We start from the raw sequence: 24,630 nt of genomic DNA, 5'->3' as shown, positions 1-24,630 counted from the left end.
TAGGGTACAAAATATGAAATAAGCTAAACCCGTAACAGGCTTAGCTTATTAATTGTTTTATTCAGATACTAATGTCACGGCTAATGTGAAATCATCAAAGATGGCTTTGTCTCCGATAGATTCGAAAAATTTCTTTGAACCATATTTGATGTTGTAATCCGTACGGTCAATTGTGATGTTTGCTTTGGCAATCATTTTGCCATTGTTTTGGCTAATTTGTGCCGGAAAGCTGATAGCTTTTGTGATTCCTTTGATGGTTAAATTTCCACTTACTTGGTTTCCTGCAACCTTAGTGATTACAAACTGAGCTGTTGGAAATTTTTCGATTTCAAAGAAGTCACCAGAAGTAATGTGACTTACAAATTTCTTGTTGTATTCTGGATCAGTGATATCCTTACATACAATCGATTTCATGTCGATGGTAAAATTACCACCCGTAATTTGGTTTTTGTTAACTACTAATTTACCAGCAGAAATGCCAATAGTACCTGTGTGCTCACCAGTTACTTTTTTTGCATTCCAAACAATGCTACTAGCTTTAGTTGATACTGGACTTGTGCTTGGCGCAGCAATACTTGTTTGAGTAAAAGCCATGAAGGCTAAGGCGGAAAGAATAAAGCTTACTTTTTTCATTTTTGTTTAATTTTAAAAGGGTTGTAATTGAATTAAAAAATATAATTTGTTGATGAAATGTATGGTGCTATTAATTTCTAAAATGGTCCAAAAGTTCATTCAGTTTGATTAAATCTTCTTGACTCATGTGGTTAAATCGCTTAACCCATTGATTTTGAACCTCATCTAGTTGTTGAAGTAGAGCTAAACCTTCAGGTAGAATGAGCACATCCACTGCTCTGCGGTCATTGGGACATTCTCTTCTTAATACCCATTTTTTTTCTACCAATTTATCAACTAAGCGAGAAGCATTGGAAGTACGATCCATCATTCGCTCTATGATGGCCAGAACAGTCATGGGTTTCCCGTTTTGACCTCTCAAAATCCGAAGTACATTGTACTGCTGCATGGTGAGATCATAGGGTTTCAATAATTCTTGTTGTTGGTAGGCCACCCAGTTTCCTGTAAAAATCACATTGACAATGGCTTTGGCCTCCTCTGAGGCAAAAGTACTTTGTTGTAATTCGTGTGAAATTCCCATATCAGTATAAATTGATGTTGCAAAATTAAATGTAATTACATTAAATACAAATGTTTTTAAATATTTTTTTTCAAAATAGGCCTGAATGAATCAAAATCATGTATTTTTGAAACATGTCAAGCACACTATCTCTTCAATATCCTCTTATTTTAGCGTCGAACTCACCCAGAAGAAAGGAGATTTTAACCCAGGCTGGTTTTGATTTTACCGTGTTACCTGCTGATATCGATGAATCCATTGATACCAGCTGGTCCATAGGAGAGGTGCCTGGAATTTTAGCTGAAAAGAAAGCCATGGTATTAGCAGCGTCGTGCCCGAATCAGTTAATTCTGGCAGCAGATACCATTGTGGTGGTCGATAATAAGATATTGAATAAACCTGCCAATAAACAAGAAGCTAGGGAAATGTTAATGCAACTCTCGGGTAAAGACCATGAAGTATTTACTGGAATTTCATTGGTTGGCCCACAGGGTGTTTTTACCCAAGTAGATCGAGCCATAGTTACTTTTAGAGAATTATTGGATTGGGAGATTGACTGGTATGTCAAAGGTGGATCTTCCCTCGACAAAGCTGGTGCTTATGGAGTACAAGATTTCATTGGAATGGTGGGAATTAGTCGTCTAGAAGGCTCTTTCTACACCGTGATGGGTTTGCCCATTCATAGGGTATATCAATTGATGCAGCCATATATTTTAGAAGGCCGTCAGTCGATGCTAAGCTTTTGATGGTATTTAAATAGAAAAACTTTCTCCGCAACCGCAGGTACGAGATGCGTTTGGATTTTTAAATTGAAAACCTTTTCCATTTAAACCATCCGAGAAATCCAATTCTGTTCCAGCTAAGTAAAGGATCGATTTCTTGTCGACCATGACCTTCACGCCTTTATCTTCAAAAATCATGTCGGTACTTTGTGGCTCAGCAGCAAAATCCAATTGATACATTAAACCAGAACATCCTCCGCCCTCTACGGCCACGCGAATATTGTATTCTTCTGTTAAACCTTCTTTAGATCTTAACTCTTTAATACGATCGGCTGCTAAATCTGAAATAGTTATCATGGTGATGAATTTTGAATTTGATACAAAATTATAAAAAAAATGGAGAATTATTGCTATTGTTTAGAGTGAATCTAAATAAGCTATGGTTTTTCCAAGGTATAGGTTATAATTTTGTAATTCAAAGCAAGAATCAAATACAAACATTATGCTGTCAATTAAAAATTTACATGCTTCTATTGGAGAAAAAGAAATTTTAAGAGGAATAGATTTAGAAGTAAAAGCTGGTGAGGTACATGCCATCATGGGTCCGAATGGTTCGGGGAAATCTACTTTGGCCTCCGTTTTGGCGGGTAGAGAAGATTATGAAGTCACTGCCGGATCAGTGCAGTTTCTAGGTAAAGATTTATTGGAATTGGCTCCAGAAGAAAGAGCTGCCGAAGGAATTTTCTTGGCTTTTCAATATCCTGTAGAGATTCCAGGGGTTTCAACTACCAATTTTCTTAAGTCGGCCGTAAACGAAATTCGTAAGTACCGTGGCGAGGATCCGATGGACGCTGTGCAGTTTTTAAAAATGTTCAAAGAGAAAATGGCCTATGTGAATATCGATCAATCACTTTTGAGCCGAGCGTTAAATGAAGGTTTCTCAGGAGGAGAGAAGAAACGTAATGAAATATTCCAAATGGCAGTCCTAGATCCTAAATTAGCAATTTTGGATGAGACAGATTCTGGATTGGATATTGACGCCTTACGTATTGTGGCAGAGGGTGTAAATAAATTGAAAGGCCCGGATAACGCTACAATTGTGGTTACTCACTACCAACGTTTATTGGATTATATTGTTCCAGACTATGTGCATGTTTTATATAAAGGTAGAATCGTGAAGTCAGGAACGAAAGAATTGGCTTTAGAATTAGAAGAAAGAGGTTACGATTGGATTAAATCGGAAGTAGATCAATAAGATATGTTAACAGCTGAGTTAAATAATTCATTACAAGAGATTGCTCAAAATCTAGGTCTTGAATCGGTACAAGGTAAAGCTTTACAAGAGTTCATTTCGAAAGGATTTCCTACTTCCAAATGGGAGGAGTGGAAATACACATCCTTGAAGGACTTTAATGGTATAGCTCGAAATTGGTCTCCAAAGGCTAATTTTACCTTATTTTCTTCGCTAGATTGGGCTGATTTTGTTTTACAAACATCCAATGGCTATGTATCTTGGGATAAATCAAGAATTCAGGAAGGTTTTGCCCTATTAAGTTTTGAAGAATTCCTTCAAAAATGCCCTCAATTCGAATCAACTTGGTCCAAGAAAAACCCATTATTGGAGCAAAATTCATTGTTTGATTTAAATGTGGCCCTTAATCCCCAACACATGGTGTTATGGATTAAGAAGGATACAGAAGTTACTAAGGCAATTCTTCACCAATATCAAGTTGCTGCTTCAGAAAACGCATCCGCCGTACAAGCTAGGTGGTTAATTTATTTGGAAGAAGGGGCAAAGGCTACTTTCATAGAGCAACAATCTTCTACGGGTTCAGGTGATATTTTATCCAATTTTGTACAAGAAATTTTTGTAGAAAAAGGGGCCCAATTTACCTATTTAAAAGAGCAAGATTTTCAACCTGGTGTAAGCCATGTAGATCATACTTTTATTTATCAAGCAGAGGGTAGTCAGGTCGATACATTTACTTTTTCATTAAATGCTTCTTTGATTCGTAATAATTTACACTTTTACATAGAGGGACCACAAGTAGTCTCGAATTTGAACGGTTTGTATGTTCCGGGGGAGAACCAATTAATGGATTCCCATACCGTCGTAGATCACCGTATGCCGCATTCAGAATCCAATGAGTTATACAAAGGGGTGTTGATGGGAAATGCCACAGGCGTTTTTAATGGTAAGATTTTTGTTCGCCAAGATGCACAAAAAACCAATGCTTTTCAGTCTTGTCGTAATGTGCTTGCCTCTACAAGGGCAACCATGAACACTAAGCCTCAATTAGAAATTTGGGCAGATGATGTGAAATGTTCTCATGGAACTACCACTGGCCAGCTAAATGAGGAAGCGTTGTTTTACATGCGTTCCCGTGGTATTTCATTACCTGCCGCCAGAACTTTATTGTTATTGGCTTTTGTCCAAGAGGTAATCAATAAAGTAGAACATCCAGAAATGAGAGAACTACTAACTGAAAAGATAGTGTCCAAAATTCAACAGTCTGTCGATTTGTCAAATTAGAATCATGACCAACTTGGAGCAAATTCGTTTAGATTTCCCTGTTTTAGACCAACAAGTCAATGGTTCTCCATTGATCTATTTCGATAACGCGGCTACGACTCAAAAACCAAAAGCTGTGCTGGAGGCTCTGAATCACTACTATACCCAGGATAATGCCAATATTCATCGTGGTATTCATGCCTTAGCTGAAAGGGCGACTGCTGCTTATGAATTGACACGTAAGAAGATTCAATCCTTTTTGAATGCAGCTTCTTCAGATCAAATTATTTTTACTTCGGGAACTACAGCCGGGATTAATTTAGTTGCCCAAACTTTTGGGAGGGCAAATTTTCAGGAGGGGGACAAAATTTTAGTTTCCAATTTAGAGCATCATTCGAATATCGTTCCTTGGCAAATGATTGCCCAAGAAAAAGGAGCAGAAGTACTGGTAATTCCTGTCCTAGACTCGGGCGTGTTAGATTTAGAAGCTTATCGCCAGCTTTTGAAGGATTACTCAGTTAAATTAGTGGCTGTCAATCATGTTTCAAATGCCATTGGCACCATTAATCCAATTCAAGAAATGATTGATTTAGCACATGCTCATGGTGCTAAAATATTAATTGATGGAGCTCAATCTGTGGCTCACATGGAAATGGATGTCCAGCGTTATGGTATGGACTTTTTCGTTTTTTCTGCACATAAATTATTTGGACCTACTGGGGTTGGGGTACTTTATGGTAAACGTGAGCTTTTAGAGGCCATGCCTCCTTATCAAGGTGGAGGAGAAATGATCAAGGAAGTTAGTTTCTCTGGAACCACCTACAATGAATTACCTTATAAATTTGAAGCTGGAACACCTAATATTGCAGATGTTATAGCCTTCGCTGCCTCTTTTGATTATTTAAATTCACTAGAAAAAGGTTGGGTAGAAGCACAAGAAAATGAACTATTACGCTATGCCACAGAACAATTAAGTCAAATTGATGGTTTAAAAATCATTGGAACAGCGCCCAATAAAATTGCAGTAATTAGTTTCCTTATTGAAGGTACTCATCCTCAAGATATTGGGGTTTTATTAGACAAATTTGGTATTGCCATTCGAACAGGTCATCATTGTGCGCAACCCTTGATGCAGCGATTTAATATACCGGGAACTTGTAGAGCCTCATTCTCGTTCTACAATACCAAGGAGGAAATTGATCGATTTGTTACATGTTTGAAACGAGTCATAACAATGTTATTATAATATGGCATCTAGTATAAACGATACACAAGACGAATTGATTGAAGAATTTGGCCTTTTTGAAGACTGGGCTGACAAATATGAATATTTGATTGATTTAGGTAAGAAATTACCAGGTATGTCAGATGAGTATAAGACGGAGGATAATGTCATCAAAGGATGTCAAAGCAGAGTATGGCTTCATGCTTTCATGGAAGATGGAAAATTGATTTTTCAAGCAGATTCTGAGGCGGTTATTGTTAAGGGATTAATTAGTATGCTCATACGAGTTCTCTCTGGACATTCTCCCTCTGAAATTATGCAGGCCGACTTGTACTTCATTGACCGTATAGGAATGAGTCAGCATTTAGCTCAGACAAGATCCAATGGATTATTATCTATGGTGAAACAAATGAAAAATTATGCACTTGCCTATTCTTCAAAAGCTTAAGATATGGAAAACACGACACCAAGTTCAGTGCTAACTGAGGCAGATTTAAAGGAAAAGGTTGTTAAGGCCATTAAAACAGTATACGATCCAGAAATTCCCGTGGATGTATATGAATTGGGATTAATATATGAAATCAAAATATTCCCAGTAAATAATGTCTATGTACTGATGACTTTAACCTCTCCATCTTGTCCTTCAGCTGAAAGTATTCCCGTTGATATTGAAAAAGCCATTCGGGAAATTGAAGGAGTAGCCGAAGTATCCGTAGAATTAACTTTTGATCCTCCATATTCTCAAGATATGATGTCAGAAGTAGCCAAATTAGAACTTGGCTTTATGTAATTGATTAACCCATTTAAATTTAAATAGAATTAATATGTATCCAGAACATTTAGTACATCCTATGAGGATGGATATCGTAGAAGGTGGATTTCAAGAGTTGAAACAAGCCTCTGAAGTAGAAGAAGTATTGGCTAAACCAGGTACAACCTTATTGTTTATTAATTCGGTTTGCGGTTGTTCTGCTCGTACCGCTCGTCCAGGTGTAAAAGAGGCAGTAGCAGCATCTAGTAAAAAACCAGATACATTAGTAACTGTTTTTGCTGGGGTAGATCAAGAAGCTACACAGAAAGCAAGAGAATATACTTTGCCATATCCTCCATCTTCTCCTTCAATCGCCTTATTCAAAGATGGTGAATTGGTTCACTTTGTGGAGCGTCATCACATTGAAGGTCGTTCTGCTGAATTGATTTCAGCGCACTTAGAAGGTGTTTTTGAGGAGTTCTGCTAGTACTTTTTTTTAGAGCTCAAGCACTGCTTGAGCTTTTTTATAGCCCTAGCAGTGCTAGGGCTATGGGACTGGGCCTGTTAGGGCTTAGGAGCGCCGCCTACTGCACCAGTGTTGTTAGGTGCATTTTCAGCTTTGGCAGCTTTTTTCTTGGCTGCCCCTTCGTAATCTCCCGCTTTGATTAAAGACATTTTAAGCAAATCCAAAGTCTTACGAGTGGCTTGTAAAATTTGGTCAGAGGTTAAAGCATTGACTTTTTTATCCAACTCCTCCGAGAATTTCAAACTACGATTTAAATATAAATTGCTGTTCAATGTACCACTTAGAGAATTGTCTTGAGAACGAGCCACTTGTCTAGCCTGTAGCCAAGATTTTTTTGCTTCCTCAATTTCCTTTTCTGTGTATCCGTCTTTTAATACTTTTTCAATCTCCTCTTTAAATGCAGCTTCTAATTTGGCTAAATTCTCAGGAGCATAAATGGCATAAGTCAGGAAACTACCAGCTTTGTCTATCGGATGGGCACTAAACTGAGAACCCACACCATAGGATAATCCTTCCTTTTGACGAATTCTTCCCATTAAACGATTGGCTAATCCTGGACTTCCTCCCAAAATGTAATTACTGATTTCCATTGCCGCATAATCTGGGTCTGTATCTGAAATTTTTAAAGGTTGATAAGCCACGAAAAAGGCATTCGCTTTATCTGGAGTTTCAATGGATTTAATCACCGGTTTTACATCTGCTACAATTTCAGGAATTCTAGTGTAAGGTTTAGGTGATTTCCAATTAGAAAATTCTGTTTTAATGAGTTCTTTTACTTCGTTTTCATCAAAATCTCCTACTGCTGAAAATGTAGCTGAACTAGCTCCGTAAAAGTTTTTATAGAACGATACGGCATCTTCTAATTTGGCAGCGCTATAAAGAGCCGTTTGTTCAGCTAAGGTTGGGCTGTAACGAACATCATTTTTCGCGTAATGTCCTGTTCTAACTTGATTTAAAGCCTCAATAGCCTTGGCTTGTGGATCACTTTTTTGAGCATCTATTTGAGTTAAATTTTCTTGTTTTAATTTCTCAAATTCTTCTGCTGGGAAGACTGGGGTTTTTAATGCTTCAGCTACTAATTTAAGTGCAGGAACTAAATTTTCACGAGTAGTTTCAATGGATACGTTAGCTTGAGTAGCACTTCCACTAATAGAAACCCTTGCCTTTAATTTGTCCAATTCATCTTGAAATTGTTGACGAGTATGTTTCGCAGTTCCCTTGGTCAACATATCAGCCGCTAAATCAGCAGCAGTTGCAGTTCCTAAAAGTGATTTCTCATCACCAAATCTCAAAGTCATACGAGCATAAACGGAGCTACCTCTCGTTTTCTTAGCCAACAATGCTACCTTAACAGATCCAATTGTCTCTTTTTTAGTTCTTGAATCAATATTGCTTGGAGATGGATCAAATGCCTCACCTTCAGCAACGGCCGCTCTTCCTTTGAAATCTTTAAGTATTTCCTCAGCTTCTTTTGCCTCAGGGATTTCAGCGCGATCAGGCTTTTCTGTTGGATAGAAGATTCCTGAAGTACGATTAGATGCCTTAAAGTATTTTTGTGCTACTCGCTGAACATCTTCTGCAGTAACTTTTTCAATTAAGTTTCTCGTGTGAAATAATAAACGCCAATCACCTTGGGCGATGTATTCCGATAAACCTACACCTACACGCTGCGCATTATTTAATAATAACTCTACGTTTTTGATGTTTTTCATCTTGATTCGATCAACATCTGCTTGGGTAGGAGGAGTTTTGGCAAATTGCTCAATAGTCTCTAAAATGATATTACGAACTGAATCAGCTGATTTTTCCTTCGGTACTTCAGCCCCAAAATACACCAAACCAGGTTCTTTTAATTGGAAGCTATAACCATATTGAGAAGCAGCCTTTTTCGTATCGATCAATGCCTTGTACAATCGGCCTGATGGCGCATCAGTTAATAAGGCGGCAAAGACATCGCAAGCAATGTAATCAGGATGTAAGCCAGAGGGAATATGGTAAGCAACACCCACAGCTTGTACATCTCCTACTCGACGAAGGGTAACATGACGCTCTCCATCTTGAGTTGGTTCTGCCGTGAATGTTTTGGTTAAAACTCTTTCTGGTTTAGGGATGACACCAAATTTTTGATTTATTAAATTCAAAGTTTTAACAGGATCAAATTTACCAGCCACTAATAATACCGCATTATCTGGTTGGTAATATTTCTTATAATAGGCTTGTAAATTCTCAATTGGCACTTTTTCAATATCTGATCGTGCTCCAATGGTTGAATTACCATAATTATGCCATAAAAAAGCCGTTGATACAATTCGATCACTTAATACTGAGCTTGGGTCATTTTCTCCCATTTCAAACTCATTACGAACCACAGTCATTTCGGTTTCTAACTCACTTTTAGCAATTCTTGAGTTAATCATACGGTCTGCCTCCATATCCAAGGCCCAGTCCAGGTTTTCATCTGTAGCCGCAAATGTCTCGAAGTAATTTGTACGATCTAACCAGGTAGTTCCATTAAACTGAGCACCATGATCAGTAATCTCTTTGGCTACATCTTTATGTTTCTCTTTAGTTCCTTTAAACACCATATGTTCCAATAGGTGAGACATTCCTGTTTCACCGTAGCCTTCATGGCGAGAACCTACTAAATACGTGATGTTTACCGTAATGGTTTGCTTGGATGGGTCAGGAAATAATAAAACTTTTAAACCATTTCCTAAACGATACTCCGTAATTCCCTCCGCAGAAGTGATTTTTTCCGGAATACTTAATGTACTTGTTTTTGCCGCAGAGCTACTTGTTTTTGGGCTAACTCCACTTGTTTTTGATTTTTGTTGAGCTTGAATGCCACTGATTCCAGTAACAAACAATAGTGCAATGAGGATTGTTTTTTTCATAAAAAATTAGGGTTGGGGAATAATTCGACTTGAAAATGCTGAAAATCAAAGGAAATTTCTAGCAATTAGTTACCAATGGTTTTTAAACTACATGTAAGGTTATTTCTTATATTGTTGAATTAACTTAAATATGGCCTTTTGTGTTTCTAAATTGGGGAAAAACTCAAAAATGACTTCATGCTTGTCATAATCCAAAAGTAATCCAGATTCTAAAAAGTGAAAGGCATCTTTAAATTGGCCTGCTTTAATAAGATAAACGGCAGATCTGTAATATAATTCTGCTTCTTCGGGTAATTCATCAATGGCAGATAACATGATATCCGCCGATTTTTCATAATCTTCTAATTCAAAATGCAATTGAGCCCATTTAATCCACGTAGGAGCAAAAAATGAATCGAGTTCTATGGATTTTTGATAGGCCTCATCCGCAGAAAGAGTATTGCCTAAATAGGCTTCTACATCGGCTAATCCAGTCCAATAAAGTGGATTCGTTTCATTTAGTTTGAGGGATTTTTTTAGAAAATGAAGGGCCTCGAACCATTTGTCTAATTCTGTTAAACATACTGCCAAGCCATAATATCCTTCATCCCACAAAGGGTCTATTTTAACAGCCTCTTTATAATATTCAATAGCCTCATTAAATTTCTTTTGCCTTTCTAGACTTGCTCCTAAACAGCAATATAATTCGGGATTGGGTTCATCGTATTTGAGACACTGACGGTAATTTTCCTCCGCCAATACATAATCTTGAAGGTTCATATGGGTATTTCCCAAGTTGAACAAAGATGATCCAAACGTAGGCTCAATGGCTAGTGAATACTCATATGAATCAATCGCTTTTTCATATTGCTTGAGCTTAGAATAAGCAATTCCTAAATTGTACCAGGCCGTATACGAAAATGGATCCTCATCAATGAATTGTTTGTAATAGGGGATACTTTCTTCGATTTTTCCAATATCGTCTAAAGAATTAGCTAGTTCAACCAAGGCATTTTCATTCTCAGGATTTACCTCCAATGCCTTTTTGAACATATCTACCGCCTCTCGAGGTTTGGACCAAGCATGATAGGTTAATCCTAAGCGGAAATAGACTTCGTCTTTTTCTTCAGCTAATTCTAAGGCCACTAAAAATACTTCTACAGCTGCCTCATATTGCTGCATTTGGCTCAACAAAGAGCCTTTTACCAACATGATTTCTAAATCAGTAGGGAAAAGTAAAATAGCATTCTCAATCAATTCCATGCCTTCTTCCGGCTTTTGCATGTCGCCTAAAATCTGCGCTTTCAAGGAAATTAATTCGAGGGTATATGGGAAATGCGTCAATCCTAAATCACAAGCTTTTAAAGCCTCTTCAAATTTAGCTTGAAGAAAATAGTGCTCGGCAATTTGTTCTAAAGTCTCTACATCAAAAAATGAATTTTCATGCTGATAAATCATTTTTTCGAAACGCTGAACAGAAGATTGCAAATCTTCTTTGTTTTCATCATAGTTTGGATCCAGCATAAATATTTGTTGAGATGGAGGAAGCGAACGTTTCCTCTAAAATAAAGAAAATAATTCAGGACTTTAACCTCATTTGGGATTAATTTTGTTCCAAAATAGAAATAATGATGAAGCCTCGTGCGATTATCGACTTAGGTACAAATACCTTCCAATTATTGATTGCACAAAAGCGAGAATCTGATGGCTCCATGCACATTCTAGCTCATGAACAAAGACCTGTTTCCTTGGGCAAAGGTGCCATGAAATCCAATGTGTTGCAAGATGAGGCAATGGATAGGGCTATTCAAACTTTAATCGAGTTTAAGCAAATAGCTAATTCATTTCAATGTACTGACCATCAGATTGTTGCATTGGGTACAAGTATTTTAAGAAGGGCGGAAAATACACCTGAATTAGTTAAAAAAATTCAACAAGAATTAGGTATTCAAGTAGAAATTATTTCAGGAATACGTGAGGCGGAATTAATCTACCAGGGTATTCAGTCATCCTTACCGCAGCCTTGGAACGCCACAAGTCTCGTAATGGATATCGGTGGAGGAAGTGTCGAATTTATTTTATTTAAAGCGAATCAGGTACTCGGAAAATTGAGTTTGGAAATAGGTGGATTGCAACTACAATCCTTATTTCATTTGAATGGTGAATATGATCAAAGTTTTAATGAATCATTGGTCGATTACATTCAAAAGGCTTTGGTACCACTCGATCAACTTTGTCAAGCTCATCAGCCGGAAGTTTTGATTGGAGCAGCTGGAGCATTTGAGACCATTGGTGATTTAGAGAGGGTTACCAACTTGGAATTCCAGAAATTAACTCCCTATGCTTATCCTTTATCGATCCCATATTTTCTTAAAAATAAGGCCTTGATAGATAGAATACCTTATGGTGAAAGGGTAAATTTACCCGGCATGAAAATGTTTCGTGCCAGCATCTTTCCTTATGCCAATGCCTTAATTTATCAAGTTTTACATCGATACCATATACCTGAAATGTGGATTTCGACGTTTAGCCTCAAAGAAGGATATTGGTTTTTTCTGCAATCTCAAGCCGATAAAAAGGAATAGAGATTTTGAAAAAAAAATCGTAAACTTGTAAACAATTGTAAACCTTATTTAAGACTAATCTTTTATGGCTTTATCGCTAGCTTCCATTCTACTTCAAGCAGGTTCGACTCTCGATTCAGTGTCTGCTGCAGTTTCCGATTCCATTGTTAATGCTCAGCCCGTACAACAAGCTACCAAAGTAGTGGAAGAGTTTTCTGTGCTAGATTTATTAGGAAAAGGAGGGTATGTGATGTATCCCATCGGTTTCTTATTTGCTGGAGCAGTATTTTTATTCATTGAGCGCTATTTATACATTCGCAAAACCGCCAAATTGGATGAGAATTTCCTGCATACCATCAATGATATGTTGGTGAATGGTAATGTTCAAGGCGCGATTACCTATTGCAAAACATCGCAATATCCTATCGCTAAATTGTTAGAGAAAGGTTTAAGTCGTTTAGGTTCTCCCATTCGTGATATTGAAACAGCCATTGAAAATAAGGCGAAAGTGGAAATTTACAATATGGAAAAGAATTTAGGTATTTTGAGTGCGATTGCTCGAATTGCCCCCATGTTTGGTTTCTTAGGTACAGTAACGGGTATGATTCGTACCTTTCATAATATCTCCATTTCTAATAAAATTGATATCTCCACCATTGCTGGGGGTATTTATGAAAAAATGGTTACATCGGCCTCTGGTTTGATTGTAGGTATTATTGCCTACGTGTTATACACTTTATTAATGACGATGATTGATCGCACCATTAATAAAATGGAAATTACGGCCATTGATTTCTTGGATATCCTTCATAAGCCAGCTAATAAAGTTTAAGAGGTATGAATTTTAGAAAACGAAATAGGGAAGCCTCGGAAGTAGAAACAGGCGCATTAGCAGATATTCTATTCTTTTTGTTGATGTTCTTTCTAATGATTTCCACCTTAGCCTCTCCAGATGCTATCAAGTTATTGCTGCCAGAAACAGCGAAGCCAGCACCTACACCAGCAAATGAAGTGGTTCGCTTGACTGTGGATGAAAATCGAAATTACTCTATTGATGATAATCCAGTGGATTTTGCCAATTTAGAACTAGCTTTAACCGAAGCAGTATCTGCAAAAAAAGCAGCCACTTTAATCGTACGCATGGACCGCAACCAAACGGTTCAAGAATTAACTAATGTCTATGATTTAGCCGCCAAATTAAACCTATCGATGGTGATGGCAGCAGAAAAGAAAAAATAATATGGAGGGCTATGTACTTATCGCCCTTAAATCAATAGCCGTCTACGTATTCATCGTGGCGGCTATTCGTCTTTTTGGGAAACGTGAATTTGCCCAATTATCTGTCGTAGACGTAGTATTTATTCTCCTTATTTCAAATTCTGTACAAACCGCCATGGTAGGCGAAGACGCTAGTTTGGTGGGCGGTTTAGTTGCCGCTTTGTCACTATTTTTAATGAATTTTTTATTTAAAAAGATAATAACTTCCAATAAATTTTGGTCAAAAGCCATCGATGGAGAACCTATCTTATTAATTTATCAAGGGGTTTTAAAGCCTGCTGGCCTCAGAGAAGCCAGCCTGACCCTAGAAGAATTAGAAGCCGCCATCCGTGAGCATGGTGTTGAAAAATTAGCTGATGTAGATTTAGCCGTTTTTGAAGTAGATGGAAATATTTCAGTTCTTTCTGAAAACTATCGAAAAATATCCAAAAGGAGACGAGGTGGGCACCGGATTATAGGGAATAATACAGCCTAATCTCGTATATTTGTCGAATTCTTGCCTGTTTGTAGAGGTAAGTATCATTTTTCTCTTCATACTTAATGGAAAAAATTTTAAAATTCGGAGGGACAAGTTGTGGGAGCGTAGAGAGTATCCAGTCCGTCTTAACCGTCATTGAATCCAATTGGAAATCATCTAAACAGTTTGCCGTGGTATTTTCCGCAATGAGCGGAGTTACCAACTCGTTGTTGGAGGCAGGTAAATTGGCATCTCAAGGTAAAGAACCTTATTTGCAATTAATTGAAACCATTGAAACTAGGCATTTTGAAGTAATCAAACACTTCATTCCTTTGAAAGGTCAGTCACAAGTGATTGCTCATATTCGAACCTTAGTCAATGAATTAAGGGATGTATTAAAAGGAATAGCCCTTGTAAAAGAAATTTCCCCCAAGACCTCTGATTTGTTAGTTAGTTTTGGAGAGCGACTTTCAACCTCTTTAATCACAGCCATACTAAAAGAAAAAGGCCTTCCTGTACTTTTTGTGGATGCCCGATTGTTCATCAAAACCAATGATAGCTTTGGGAAATCTGAGGTTGATTTTATTCAAACAAATCAATTAATTCAATCGTATTTTTCACAGCATGCCGAAGAAATCTGTTTAATTACCGGTTTTATTGGCTCTAATTCTCAAGGTGAAACCACTACATTAGGGCGCGGTGGATCTGATTATACGGCTTCCGTGCTCGGTGCAGCCTTGGCTGTTCAAGAAATAGAAATTTGGACCGATGTGGATGGCATGATGACGGCTGATCCAAGAAAAGTAAGTAATGCTTTCACCATTCCTTCCATCAGCTATGCTGAGGCTATGGAGCTGACCCATTTTGGAGCAAAAGTCATTTATCCGCCTTCATTGCAGCCTGCATTTGCTAAAAATATACCCATTCGTGTATTAAATACCTTTAATCTTGGTTTCAAAGGTACGGTTGTAAGTAAGGAACAAAAGCCAAATCCATATATCATCACAGGTATTAGCTCCATTGATTCCCTTGCCTTAGTCAACTTACAAGGTTCAGGAATGATAGGGGTAGCAGGGGTATCTGCCAAATTATTTACTGTTTTAGCCAGAGAGAAAATATCGGTTATTTTAATTTCTCAAGCTTCCTCAGAACATTCCATTTGTTTCGCCATTGAGCCTCAAAATGCTGATCGCGTAAGAGAGATTTTGGAGGTAGAGTTTGCCCAAGAAATGGCGATGGGAGATATTGAAGGAATCGATATTCAATCCAATCTTTCTGTCATTGCCGTTGTGGGGGAGGGTATGCGTAAGCATACGGGTGTTAGTGGTAAATTATTTTCCGTTTTAGGAAAAAATGGAATTAATATTGTGGCAACCGCCCAAGGATCATCGGAATTAAATATTTCTGTGGTCATAGAGCAGAAAGATTTATCCAAAGCGCTGAATGTTATTCATGAAACATTCTTCTTCTCCCAATTAAAAACATTGCATTTGTTTTTAGTTGGTACTGGATTAATTGGAAAGACTTTATTGGATCAATTGGCCGGTCAAGAACGTTATTTGGCTAAATACCGCGGACTTAAGGTCAAATTAGTCGGTATTGCTAATTCTAGACAGCAATTGATTCAGGAAAAGGGAATAGACGTTAAAACAGCCTTAGATCATTTAGCTAAACATGGAAAATCCCAAGATCTAACAAGTTTCATAGATCAAATTAAGAATCTTAATCTTCCCAATTCCATTTTTGCTGATTGTACAGCAGATAAGCAGATTTATAACCATTATTTAGGCTTGTTTAAGTCCAATATTTCGGTAGTTACTCCTAATAAAGTAGCCAATTCTGGACCTTATCCATTATATGCGGAATTACATCAAACAGCCCTTGAGAAAGGTGTAAAATTCTTATACGAGACCAATGTGGGGGCTGGTTTGCCAGTTATTAATACACTTCAGGGTTTAATTGCTTCAGGTGATCGTTTCGAAAAAATAGAGGGAATTTTATCAGGTACCTTATCTTTTATATTCAATCAATTTAAACCTGGACGTTCCTTTGCAGAGGTTTTAAGAGAGGCCAAGGCCAAAGGTTACACAGAACCTGATCCTAGAGAAGATTTGAGTGGGATGGACGTGGCTCGTAAAATTTTGATTTTAAGTCGTGAAATCGGTTTGAAATTAGAATTTTCGGATATCACCATTGATAAAATTATTCCACCGGCTTGCGAACAAGCTGCCACGGTGGATGAGTTCTTTGCAGAACTTGAAAAAGCAAATGATTATTTTGAACAAATGGTAGCTTCGGCCTCGGAAAGAGGTCATGTATTACGCTATATTGCCGCACTTGAAAATCAAAAAATTACCATAGGTTTGCGGGAAATTGATGCTCAGCATCCTTTTTATCAAATGGATGGAGCGGATAATGTGATTGCCTTTACTACTAAGAGGTACCATGACAGACCTTTGGTAATCAAAGGGCCTGGTGCAGGTGCTGAGGTAACTGCCTCAGGTGTATTTGCCGATATCGTTTCAATGGGTAGCTAATCACAAAAGATGGAAAAAATACGTGTATATGCCCCTGCCACTGTTGCCAATGTAGCTTGTGGATTTGATATTTTCGGATTTGCGGTTAATCGTCCAGGTGATGAAATTGTCCTGGAAAAAAGAGCAGAACCTGGGATTAGTATCATTGAAATTACCGGAGATGACGGCCGCTTACCGCTGGACGTTGCTAAAAATACGGCTGGAATAGCCATTCAGAAATATTTGGCTCATATCGGTCGAGAAGACCAAGGGTTTAATTTATCCTTGCACAAAGACATGCCTTTGGGTTCGGGGCTTGGTTCTTCGGCAGCTTCGGCTGTTGCCGGTGTATTTGCAGCTAATGAATTAATGGGTAAACCATTGACTCAGAAAGAATTACTACCTTTTGCTATGGAAGGGGAGCGTGTGGCCTGTGGTTCTGCTCATGCAGATAATGTGGGTCCTAGCTTATTGGGTGGATTTATCATCATTCGAAGTTATGATCCATTGGATATCATCCAGATAGCCACTCCTTCAGAGCTTTATGCCAGTATCGTTCATCCACATATTGAGGTGAATACCAAGGACGCTCGCGGTATTTTAGATAAAGAAATTTCATTAGCTACTACCATTACCCAAATGGGGAATGTGGCAGGTTTGGTAGCAGGATTAATGTTACCCGATTATGCCTTGATTGGTAGATCTTTAGTGGATGTTATCATTGAGCCATCTCGCGCTATTTTAATTCCTCAATTTGCCGAAGTAAAAGCAGCAGCCTTACAATCTGGAGCATTAGGTTGTTCCATTTCCGGTTCTGGTCCCTCATTGTTTGCCTTATCCAGAGGGGAGGAAGTAGCTCAGCAAGTAGCTGAGGCTATGAGAAGGCAGTTTGCAGAAGTGGGAATTGGTTCTGATATTTTTGTTTCACCCATCAATCAACAAGGCCCTATGATATTGTCTAATTAGGCTTTGGGGTGAGCTTGAGCGTAGATCTCTTTGATTTTTTCCATGGAATTGTGCGTGTACACCTGGGTAGCCGCTAGGTTAGCATGGCCTAACAACTCCTTAATGGCATTTAAATCAGCACCATTGTTCAATAAATGTGTCGCATAGGTATGCCTTAGTACGTGAGGAGATAGCTTCTCTAAGGTACTTATTTCCCCTAATTGCTTTTTAACTAACCTTTGTACAAACATAGGATAAACCTCTTTTCCTTTATTATCGACAATCAAATAAGGACTTTCAAAGGGACAAACTTGTAAGTATTTTTTTATGAGTTGTAATAGGAAGGCTGGTATCGGAATAATTCTTTCTTTATTTCTTTTTCCTAATACGCGTAATGTTGCCTGAAGTAGGTTGATATGACTTTTTTGTAATGAAATGAGTTCAGCTAAGCGCATACCGGTTCCGTATAATAAAAATAGTATCAGCTGGTCTCGGAGTGATTCAAAATTTTGATCTCCTTCATCCACTAGCTTAATCTCAGCCATCTCGCTCTCTCGCAAGAATTGAGGAAGCTTTTTTCTGGTTTTAATGGTTCTAATGGGTAAAAGTGGATTTTCTTGGATTAGTCCTTTTTGTAATAAAAATTTATAAAAGGTTCTCAGGCTGGCTAATTTTCGATTAATACTCCGATTTTCAATGGATTTTTCGGACAATTCAACCAGCCAAAGGCGAATAATTCCAGGATTTACTTGTGTGTAGGAAAGGGAATTAGTTTGTTCCTCAAGAAAGAGGCTAAACTGTTTTAAATCAGTCGAATAGGACTTGATGGTGTGCGCACTGCAGCGTCGCTCCACCGATAAATGTTCCAAAAAAAAATTGACTACGTCCGAATTCATCACTCGAAAGTAGTCAATTATTAGAAATTAGGGGAATTAGTTATTGATATTCCCGTAAGTTTTTTGCTTGTAAGACGCACGAATCAATTCAGTACGGCGAGCGATAGATGGTTTTTCGAAAGCAGATCTTCTACGCAATTCTTTAACTACACCCGTCTTCTCGAATTTCTTTTTGAATCGCTTTAATGCTTTGTCTATTGACTCGTTTTCTTTGATTGAAATTATTAACATGTACGTAATGATTTTTAAAATGTCCGCAAATATAACTCTTTGTTTTTTTACTTGCAAACCTTAGCTCAAGATTTTAACACATTTATTCGGGTTCAAAATGCTGTTTTTTAGCTAAATTTGTATTTCATTTTAATTATAGATATGTCAGAATTTAAACGAACTACAGTCACTGCCGCGTTAATTTATGCCAATGGGCCCATTCATATTGGTCATTTGGCAGGATGTTACTTACCTGCAGATATTTATGTTCGTTTTTTACGACTTCAAAATAAGGATGTCATTTTTGTTTCAGGTACGGATGAACATGGGGTACCAATCACCATCAAGGCTCAGAAAGAAGGAAAAACTCCACAAGAAGTAGTTGATTATTACTACAAAGAAATTAAACAATCATTTGAGGAATTTGGGATTTCTTTTGATATCTACGGAAGAACTTCTGATCCTGTGCACCATAAACTGTCTCAAGAATTCTTTTTGAAATTATACCAAGAGGGTAAATTTATTGAAGAAGTAACAGAGCAATTTTACGATGAAGAAGCGGGTCAGTTTCTTGCTGATCGCTACATCGTAGGGGAGTGCCCTAGCTGTCACCAGCCGGGGGCCTATGGGGATCAATGTGAAAAATGTGGTACCACATTATCTCCCAATGAATTAATCAACCCAAAATCTACCTTAAGTGGTTCTGCTCCTTCTTTACGTCCGACCAAAAACTGGTTTTTGCCTTTAGATCAATGGCAACCTGAATTAGAAAAATACGTGGCTTCGCATCCTGAGTGGAAATCCAATGTATCGGGCCAAGTGAAATCTTGGTTAAATGATGGATTAAAGCCGCGTGCCATGACTCGAGATTTAACTTGGGGGGTACCCGTGCCGATTGAGGGCAACGAGGGTAAGGTTTTATATGTCTGGTTTGACGCTCCGATCGGCTATATTTCCATGACCAGCCAATTAAGGCCAGATTGGGAGAAATATTGGAAGGATAAGGACAGTAGGATTGTTCATTTTATTGGTAAGGATAATATTGTATTTCATTGCTTGATTTTCCCTGCGATGTGCATGGCACATGGAGATTATCAACTTGCTGATCAAGTTCCTGCCAATGAATTCATGAATTTAGAGGGTGATAAGATTTCGACTTCTAGGAATTGGGCAGTTTGGTTGCATGAGTACTTAAAAGAATTTCCAGGTAAGCAAGATGTTTTGCGTTATGCCTTAACAGCCTCAAGCCCAGAAACTAAAGATGCTGATTTCACTTGGGCTGATTTTCAGACCAAGAATAATTCTGAGTTGGTAGCTATTCTAGGCAATTTTGTCAATCGAGCATTTGTGCTTTTAGATAAAAACTTCGAATCCAAGGTCCCAACTAAATTGGAGGATAGCCCTTTGGAAATTGAACTCAAGAAATCCTTAAGTGAAATTCCAGATAAATTAGCTGCAGCATTAGAAGGATATAAATTTAGAGATGCTTTGGTATACGCTATGGAAGTTGCCAGGTTAGGTAATAAATACTTAGCTGAGGCTGAACCATGGAAGCTGATGAAAGAAAATCCTGAAAAGGCTGGTCATGTTTTAAACTATGCCATACAGTTAGTCTCTCATGTCAGCATAGCCTTAGAGCCATTTTTACCATTTACAACTCAAAAATTACGCAATTCTTTAGGGATAGCGAAGGCTGATTGGGCACTTTTGGGTGATTTTGAGAGTATTCCGGTAGGTACTAGCTTGAAAAATCCGGGCTTATTGTTCGAAAAATTAGAGGATGATGTCATCCAAAAGCAAGTAGAAAAGTTGCAACAAAGCAAACAGCAGATGTTACTTCAATCAAAACAGCCAAATCCGATTAAGGATACCGTCGATTTTGAGAGTTTTGCCAAAATGGATATTCGAATTGGTCAGGTGATTGCGGCAGAAAAAATGGAGAAAAGTAAGAAGTTGCTCAAATTGACGGTTGATGATGGTTTACGTCAAAGAACTATTTTGAGTGGAATTGCGGAACATTTTAATGTTGATCAAGTAGTTGGAAGAAAGGTTACCTTCTTGGCCAACTTGGCTCCTCGAAAAATGATGGGCTTGGAAAGTGAGGGGATGATTCTAATGGCAGAGGGGCAGGATGGAAAATTATCATTTATTGAACCGGATTCCAGCATTTGGAATGGTGCTTCAGTGAGTTAAAAAGGGCCATTTTGGGCATAAAAATAAGGTCAGAAGATGCTTCTGGCCTTATTTATTTAACCTCTAAACCTATTTAACTATGAAAATTTATACAAATATATAGGATTTCTTAGAATAATATAAGATTAATGCAAAAAAAATTATTGTATCATTTAGATTAAATAAAAAAGGTGTCGTTATGAACAACACCTTTTTTTATTACCTCTAAACCTATTTAACTATGAAAACTACTTACAATCTAATTTTTAAATACAACAATCAACTCTGGGTTTTGTTCGAATTCTAAATCTAATTTAGAATCAATCACAGGTTCTTGGCCTAAAATAGCCCAGATGGTATTGATGGCTTTCGCCGATTTGTTAATCTCTTTCATCCAGTTTAACGATTTTTCATCCGAGAAATTTTGCGCTTGGCGCGAAATCGTTTGAATTGTTTGGTTAAACGTGATTTTATCTTGCTTGCTCGCATTTAAGTATTCTGCCTTACCGCTTTGGTAATCTTCTAATATAGAGATAGTTAAGCTAGCCGCAGATGGCTTAGTTGCGTTGTTATCTTTCTTTATAAAATTCTGAATTACTTCAGATAAAGTTTCTTTTTTGATAGACAAATTACTTGTCGACGTTTCGTTGTTACGATTTGTACCGCTTGCTTTTGTTTCCGCTCCGATTATGCTTAGTCCAACTAAACAGCTAATCACTAATAAATTCTTTTTCATAAGTTTTGTTATATTTATTTCCTAAATCAACAATACAAAATTATTGTATTTTTTCGATATAGCAAAACTTGAATTTAGACAATTTGCATTACAAAAATTCTAAATATTTGTTAAAACGAATCAAAAACAGAATTTATTTGATATTTTTAGATTTAAAACAAAATAATATTTGGTATAACTTATGTATACTTTTTGATAATTCTAATTTAAAAATTTAGGAATAATTCAAAAATTCTTTAAAAAATACAATTACTGATTGTATTTATTCATTGTTTGTTGGATGCCTTCCAGGCAAAATGTTTCGATGAAGGGGATAGACCTCTCAAGGACCTCTGGAATTAGTCCTAATTCTTCTTCGGAAAAGTTACTTAGTACATATTCAGCTTGGCGACCTTTAGGAAAATTGTCGCCAATTCCCATTCTTAATCTGGGGTATTCGCTACTTTGTAGTGTTGCTTCTATACTTTTTAATCCATTATGTCCTCCGCTAGAGCCTTTTGGTTTTAAACGCAGCGTTTCAAAGGGTAATGCCAAGTCATCTACTAGTATAAGGACATTTTCTTTGGGAACTTTCAGATGCTGCATCCAATAGTTTACAGCCTTACCACTCAGATTCATATAAGTCGTTGGCTTAATGAGGTGAATTTGATGCCCCTTAAGTTTATAAGAACATTGGCTAGCGTACCTATCTGGATTAAATTTTAAATCTTTCTGTTTGGCTAAAAAATCCAAAGCCATAAATCCGATATTGTGGCGTGTAAATAAATATTCAGGGCCTATATTGCCTAATCCTACAATTAGATAATTCATACATCAATTTTTGACAAAAGTACATGCAAATTTTTTAGAAGACAGCTTTGGACTTAACTTAGTATAAAAAATTGATATGAATAAAATTGCTTGTATAACAGGAGCCAGCTCAGGAATAGGTTTTGCAACATCAAAAGCATTAGCTGCCTTGGGATTTCATTTAATTCTATGTGGTAGACGTAGAGATCGATTAGAAGAATTACAGGAATTGATACAAGTACCTAGTATTATTTTGACTTTTGATGTACGTCATTGGGAGGAGGTAGAACAAGCCTTTACTCATTTACCTGCAGCATGGAAAAATATCGATGTCTTGATAAATAATGCTGGCAATGCGCATGGTCTTGCTCCTATACAAGATGGAGCTTTAGAGGACTGGGATGCCATGATGCATGGAAATGTTAATGGCTTGCTTTACGTTTCTAAAATGGTTATTCCTGAAATGATTCGAAGGGAACAAGGTCATATCATCAATATCTCCTCCATTGCTGGGAAACAAACCTATGCCAATGGTAATGTTTATTGCGCCTCAAAAGCGGCAGTGGAAGCTTTGTCGCAAGGTATGCGCATTGATTTAAATCCTTTTCGCATTAAAGTGTCTAATATAGCTCCTGGAGCCGTTAATACGGAGTTTTCAGCTGTTCGATTTAAAGGAGATATTCCACGTGCTGATTCAGTTTATCAAGGTTTTACTCCTTTGGTAGCTGAGGATATAGCTGATTTAATTGCTTATATGGTTTCATGCCCAGCTCATGTGAATTTGGCGGACGTCACGATTTTACCTTCAGCACAGGCCTCGGCTACTCAAATTAAGAAGGATTTATAAATTAGTCGAGCCTTTGGCGTAGCGCTTCGTAAATGATAACGCCTGCGGCTACTGATACATTCAGGGAACCAACTTGCCCAGTTTGAGGAATGGCGGCTAATTCATCTGACTTACGTATAATCTCATCCGATATTCCATCTTCTTCTGACCCAAGAACTATGGCAGTGGGTTCTTTGAAGTCTTTGGAATAAACCGAATCTTTGGTTTTCTCAGTACATGCTACCACTTTAAGTCCTGCATTTTGCAAGTATTCGATGGTACTGATAAGGTTTTCTTCCCGACAAACAGGAAGAAAGTTTAATGCGCCGGATGAGGTTTTCATGGCATCTGCATTAATCTGAGCAGCTCCACGAGAAGGAATCACAATGGCATGTACACCTGCACATTCGGCGGTACGTGCAATAGCTCCAAAATTTCTTACGTCAGTAATTCGATCTAAAATTAGAATTAAAGGAGTTTGACCTTTTTCAAAAGTATCTGCAATGATATTATCAATTTTAGCATAATGAATGGCAGAAACGAAAGCAATAGCACCTTGATGGTTCTTGCGCGTAATGCGATTCAATTTTTCAATGGGTACTTTTTGGACCTGTATGCCTCTCTCTTTGGCTAATTCAAGGATTTCGATATTTCCTAATTCCCTTTGAACCAATAAACGATCAATTTCTTTTCCCGCACGCAGGGTCTCTAATACTGATTGTATTCCAAATACAAATTCTTTGTTATCTGTTTTTGGGGTGGTAAAATGCCTAAATGGCTTTTTAAAAGGCTTGGGATCTTGATCGAATGACACGTTGAATAGCTATAATGTTCCTCAAAGGTCGGGATTTTTTTTCATTTTTCTTTAAAATCCTTCTTCAGGCCTAAATCATGCGCCGAAAGGTTAGGTTGATTCTTAGGTCTTTTACTTTTTTTGATTTTGCTAAAGCATGTTTCCAATGCTCTTGAATGACCCCTTGCATATTGATTAATTGGCCATTTTTTAAATCTACACTAATTTTTTCTCCACTTTTCTGATGTTTTAAGTCAAACCGTCTTTGACTTCCTAAACTTAAGGAGGCAATACTAGAATGAGGAACAATGGATTTTTCATTATCAGAATGCCAACCCATGCCTTCATTACCATCATGGTATAAATTTAATAAACAGGCATTGTAGCTTGAAAGGCAAATTGCTTCCACTTGATTCTTAATTTCCGAAAGGAGGGGAGTCCAGGTTTGGGCTTGCTTTTGACTGCCTGAATAAGCATAGGATTTCCCCTCATCTCCATACCAGGCTACCTTGCGGGAAGTAATGTGAGTTTTTCCAAAAATATGCACTTGATCATGCTCCCAAGCTATAGTATGCAGTAGTTCTTCTAAAATTAAGTTCGCTCGTTCCTCTTGAAAGATGATTCCGTAGGAATAAAGTTCCCCATCATAAGGAAGTAAATTTTGGCTAGTTTTTAATAATGGCATCAAGCAACTAAACTAATAAAAA

The 24,630-nt window shown here is 37.6% G+C and carries 26 protein-coding genes; 15 read left to right on the top strand and 11 right to left on the bottom strand.

Annotated features, from left to right (window positions below; genetic code table 11):
* Positions 1 to 57 precede the first annotated feature (57 nt).
* Together SKC36_RS03295 and SKC36_RS03290 are read right to left on the bottom strand one after the other, a co-directional pair.
* On the bottom strand, positions 58 to 633 hold the full coding sequence (locus SKC36_RS03295; protein ID WP_459453099.1) for a YceI family protein: 576 nt from the start codon (positions 631 to 633) through the stop codon (positions 58 to 60).
* 70 nt (positions 634 to 703) lie between these two features.
* Complete coding sequence (locus SKC36_RS03290) at positions 704 to 1,153, bottom strand: MarR family winged helix-turn-helix transcriptional regulator (protein ID WP_459453098.1); 450 nt, start codon at positions 1,151 to 1,153, stop codon at positions 704 to 706.
* Between the two features lie 113 nt (positions 1,154 to 1,266).
* On the opposite strand from SKC36_RS03290, the gene SKC36_RS03285 reads away from it, so the two are divergent.
* Positions 1,267 to 1,878: a Maf family protein gene (locus tag SKC36_RS03285; RefSeq protein ID WP_459453097.1), complete on the top strand. Its 612-nt coding sequence runs from the start codon at positions 1,267 to 1,269 to the stop codon at positions 1,876 to 1,878.
* A 6-nt stretch (positions 1,879 to 1,884) separates the two neighbouring features.
* On the opposite strand, the gene SKC36_RS03280 is transcribed toward SKC36_RS03285, so the two are convergent.
* The gene (locus SKC36_RS03280; RefSeq protein WP_459451814.1) at positions 1,885 to 2,211 is read right to left on the bottom strand and encodes a HesB/IscA family protein; all 327 of its coding nucleotides are present in this window, start codon (positions 2,209 to 2,211) and stop codon (positions 1,885 to 1,887) included.
* Between the two features lie 145 nt (positions 2,212 to 2,356).
* On the opposite strand from SKC36_RS03280, the gene sufC reads away from it, so the two are divergent.
* The 6 genes from sufC to SKC36_RS03250 are packed head-to-tail and all read left to right on the top strand — an operon-like array spanning position 2,357 to position 6,829.
* The gene (sufC, locus tag SKC36_RS03275) at positions 2,357 to 3,109 is read left to right on the top strand and encodes a Fe-S cluster assembly ATPase SufC (RefSeq protein WP_459464565.1); all 753 of its coding nucleotides are present in this window, start codon (positions 2,357 to 2,359) and stop codon (positions 3,107 to 3,109) included.
* A gap of 3 nt (positions 3,110 to 3,112) precedes the next feature.
* Positions 3,113 to 4,387, top strand: a complete 1,275-nt coding sequence (gene sufD, locus SKC36_RS03270; protein WP_459464563.1) for a Fe-S cluster assembly protein SufD — start codon at positions 3,113 to 3,115, stop codon at positions 4,385 to 4,387.
* Positions 4,388 to 4,391: 4 nt separating this feature from the next.
* Positions 4,392 to 5,612 (top strand): aminotransferase class V-fold PLP-dependent enzyme, encoded by a 1,221-nt coding sequence (locus tag SKC36_RS03265; RefSeq protein ID WP_459453094.1) that lies wholly within the window; start codon positions 4,392 to 4,394, stop codon positions 5,610 to 5,612.
* A gap of 1 nt (position 5,613) precedes the next feature.
* Positions 5,614 to 6,039 (top strand): SufE family protein, encoded by a 426-nt coding sequence (locus tag SKC36_RS03260; protein ID WP_459453093.1) that lies wholly within the window; start codon positions 5,614 to 5,616, stop codon positions 6,037 to 6,039.
* A gap of 3 nt (positions 6,040 to 6,042) precedes the next feature.
* Complete coding sequence (locus SKC36_RS03255) at positions 6,043 to 6,381, top strand: iron-sulfur cluster assembly protein (protein WP_459453092.1); 339 nt, start codon at positions 6,043 to 6,045, stop codon at positions 6,379 to 6,381.
* Between the two features lie 34 nt (positions 6,382 to 6,415).
* Positions 6,416 to 6,829, top strand: a complete 414-nt coding sequence (locus SKC36_RS03250; RefSeq protein ID WP_166228622.1) for a BrxA/BrxB family bacilliredoxin — start codon at positions 6,416 to 6,418, stop codon at positions 6,827 to 6,829.
* A gap of 77 nt (positions 6,830 to 6,906) precedes the next feature.
* On the opposite strand, the gene SKC36_RS03245 is transcribed toward SKC36_RS03250, so the two are convergent.
* Both SKC36_RS03245 and SKC36_RS03240 read right to left on the bottom strand, forming a co-directional pair.
* Complete coding sequence (locus tag SKC36_RS03245) at positions 6,907 to 9,762, bottom strand: M16 family metallopeptidase (protein ID WP_459464560.1); 2,856 nt, start codon at positions 9,760 to 9,762, stop codon at positions 6,907 to 6,909.
* 99 nt (positions 9,763 to 9,861) lie between these two features.
* Entirely contained in the window at positions 9,862 to 11,265 is a 1,404-nt protein-coding gene (locus SKC36_RS03240) for a tetratricopeptide repeat protein (RefSeq protein ID WP_459453090.1), read from the bottom strand.
* Positions 11,266 to 11,369: 104 nt separating this feature from the next.
* Between SKC36_RS03240 and SKC36_RS03235 the strand changes: the two genes are divergently transcribed.
* The 6 genes from SKC36_RS03235 (at position 11,370) to SKC36_RS03210 (ending at position 17,522) form a co-directional block, all read left to right on the top strand.
* The gene (locus SKC36_RS03235; protein ID WP_459464558.1) at positions 11,370 to 12,326 is read left to right on the top strand and encodes a Ppx/GppA phosphatase family protein; all 957 of its coding nucleotides are present in this window, start codon (positions 11,370 to 11,372) and stop codon (positions 12,324 to 12,326) included.
* Between the two features lie 64 nt (positions 12,327 to 12,390).
* On the top strand, positions 12,391 to 13,137 hold the full coding sequence (locus SKC36_RS03230; protein WP_109323214.1) for a MotA/TolQ/ExbB proton channel family protein: 747 nt from the start codon (positions 12,391 to 12,393) through the stop codon (positions 13,135 to 13,137).
* A 5-nt stretch (positions 13,138 to 13,142) separates the two neighbouring features.
* On the top strand, positions 13,143 to 13,544 hold the full coding sequence (locus tag SKC36_RS03225; RefSeq protein WP_459453088.1) for an ExbD/TolR family protein: 402 nt from the start codon (positions 13,143 to 13,145) through the stop codon (positions 13,542 to 13,544).
* A gap of 1 nt (position 13,545) precedes the next feature.
* Positions 13,546 to 14,058: a DUF421 domain-containing protein gene (locus SKC36_RS03220; RefSeq protein WP_459453087.1), complete on the top strand. Its 513-nt coding sequence runs from the start codon at positions 13,546 to 13,548 to the stop codon at positions 14,056 to 14,058.
* Between the two features lie 65 nt (positions 14,059 to 14,123).
* A complete protein-coding gene (gene thrA / locus SKC36_RS03215) occupies positions 14,124 to 16,577 on the top strand; it encodes a bifunctional aspartate kinase/homoserine dehydrogenase I (protein ID WP_459464556.1) in 2,454 nt (817 codons plus the stop codon).
* A gap of 9 nt (positions 16,578 to 16,586) precedes the next feature.
* The gene (locus tag SKC36_RS03210; RefSeq protein ID WP_459453085.1) at positions 16,587 to 17,522 is read left to right on the top strand and encodes a homoserine kinase; all 936 of its coding nucleotides are present in this window, start codon (positions 16,587 to 16,589) and stop codon (positions 17,520 to 17,522) included.
* Here SKC36_RS03210 and SKC36_RS03205 read toward each other — a convergent pair.
* The gene (locus SKC36_RS03205; protein WP_459464554.1) at positions 17,519 to 18,397 is read right to left on the bottom strand and encodes a tyrosine-type recombinase/integrase; all 879 of its coding nucleotides are present in this window, start codon (positions 18,395 to 18,397) and stop codon (positions 17,519 to 17,521) included. The genes SKC36_RS03210 and SKC36_RS03205 overlap by 4 nt on opposite strands.
* A 36-nt stretch (positions 18,398 to 18,433) precedes the next feature.
* Entirely contained in the window at positions 18,434 to 18,628 is a 195-nt protein-coding gene (rpsU, locus tag SKC36_RS03200) for a 30S ribosomal protein S21 (RefSeq protein WP_109323208.1), read from the bottom strand.
* Positions 18,629 to 18,769: 141 nt separating this feature from the next.
* Here rpsU and metG point away from each other — a divergent pair, with 141 nt between their 5' ends.
* On the top strand, positions 18,770 to 20,800 hold the full coding sequence (metG, locus tag SKC36_RS03195; RefSeq protein ID WP_459464551.1) for a methionine--tRNA ligase: 2,031 nt from the start codon (positions 18,770 to 18,772) through the stop codon (positions 20,798 to 20,800).
* A gap of 238 nt (positions 20,801 to 21,038) precedes the next feature.
* On the opposite strand, the gene SKC36_RS03190 is transcribed toward metG, so the two are convergent.
* Together SKC36_RS03190 and pth are read right to left on the bottom strand one after the other, a co-directional pair.
* On the bottom strand, positions 21,039 to 21,515 hold the full coding sequence (locus SKC36_RS03190) for a hypothetical protein (protein WP_459453082.1): 477 nt from the start codon (positions 21,513 to 21,515) through the stop codon (positions 21,039 to 21,041).
* A gap of 249 nt (positions 21,516 to 21,764) precedes the next feature.
* Positions 21,765 to 22,325 (bottom strand): aminoacyl-tRNA hydrolase, encoded by a 561-nt coding sequence (gene pth / locus SKC36_RS03185; RefSeq protein ID WP_459453081.1) that lies wholly within the window; start codon positions 22,323 to 22,325, stop codon positions 21,765 to 21,767.
* A 76-nt stretch (positions 22,326 to 22,401) separates the two neighbouring features.
* Between pth and SKC36_RS03180 the strand changes: the two genes are divergently transcribed.
* Positions 22,402 to 23,151, top strand: a complete 750-nt coding sequence (locus tag SKC36_RS03180; RefSeq protein ID WP_459464549.1) for an SDR family NAD(P)-dependent oxidoreductase — start codon at positions 22,402 to 22,404, stop codon at positions 23,149 to 23,151.
* A 1-nt stretch (position 23,152) separates the two neighbouring features.
* Here SKC36_RS03180 and rlmB read toward each other — a convergent pair whose 3' ends face one another.
* Both rlmB and SKC36_RS03170 read right to left on the bottom strand, forming a co-directional pair.
* The gene (rlmB, locus tag SKC36_RS03175) at positions 23,153 to 23,944 is read right to left on the bottom strand and encodes a 23S rRNA (guanosine(2251)-2'-O)-methyltransferase RlmB (protein ID WP_459453079.1); all 792 of its coding nucleotides are present in this window, start codon (positions 23,942 to 23,944) and stop codon (positions 23,153 to 23,155) included.
* 70 nt (positions 23,945 to 24,014) lie between these two features.
* Entirely contained in the window at positions 24,015 to 24,608 is a 594-nt protein-coding gene (locus SKC36_RS03170) for an alpha-ketoglutarate-dependent dioxygenase AlkB family protein (protein ID WP_459464740.1), read from the bottom strand.
* Between the last annotated feature and the right edge of the window lie 22 nt (positions 24,609 to 24,630).

Source organism: Aquirufa sp. OSTEICH-129A (assembly GCF_054558355.1).
The sequence above is the reverse complement of the archived record's forward strand: the minus strand, read 5'-3'. Positions and strand labels throughout refer to the sequence as shown.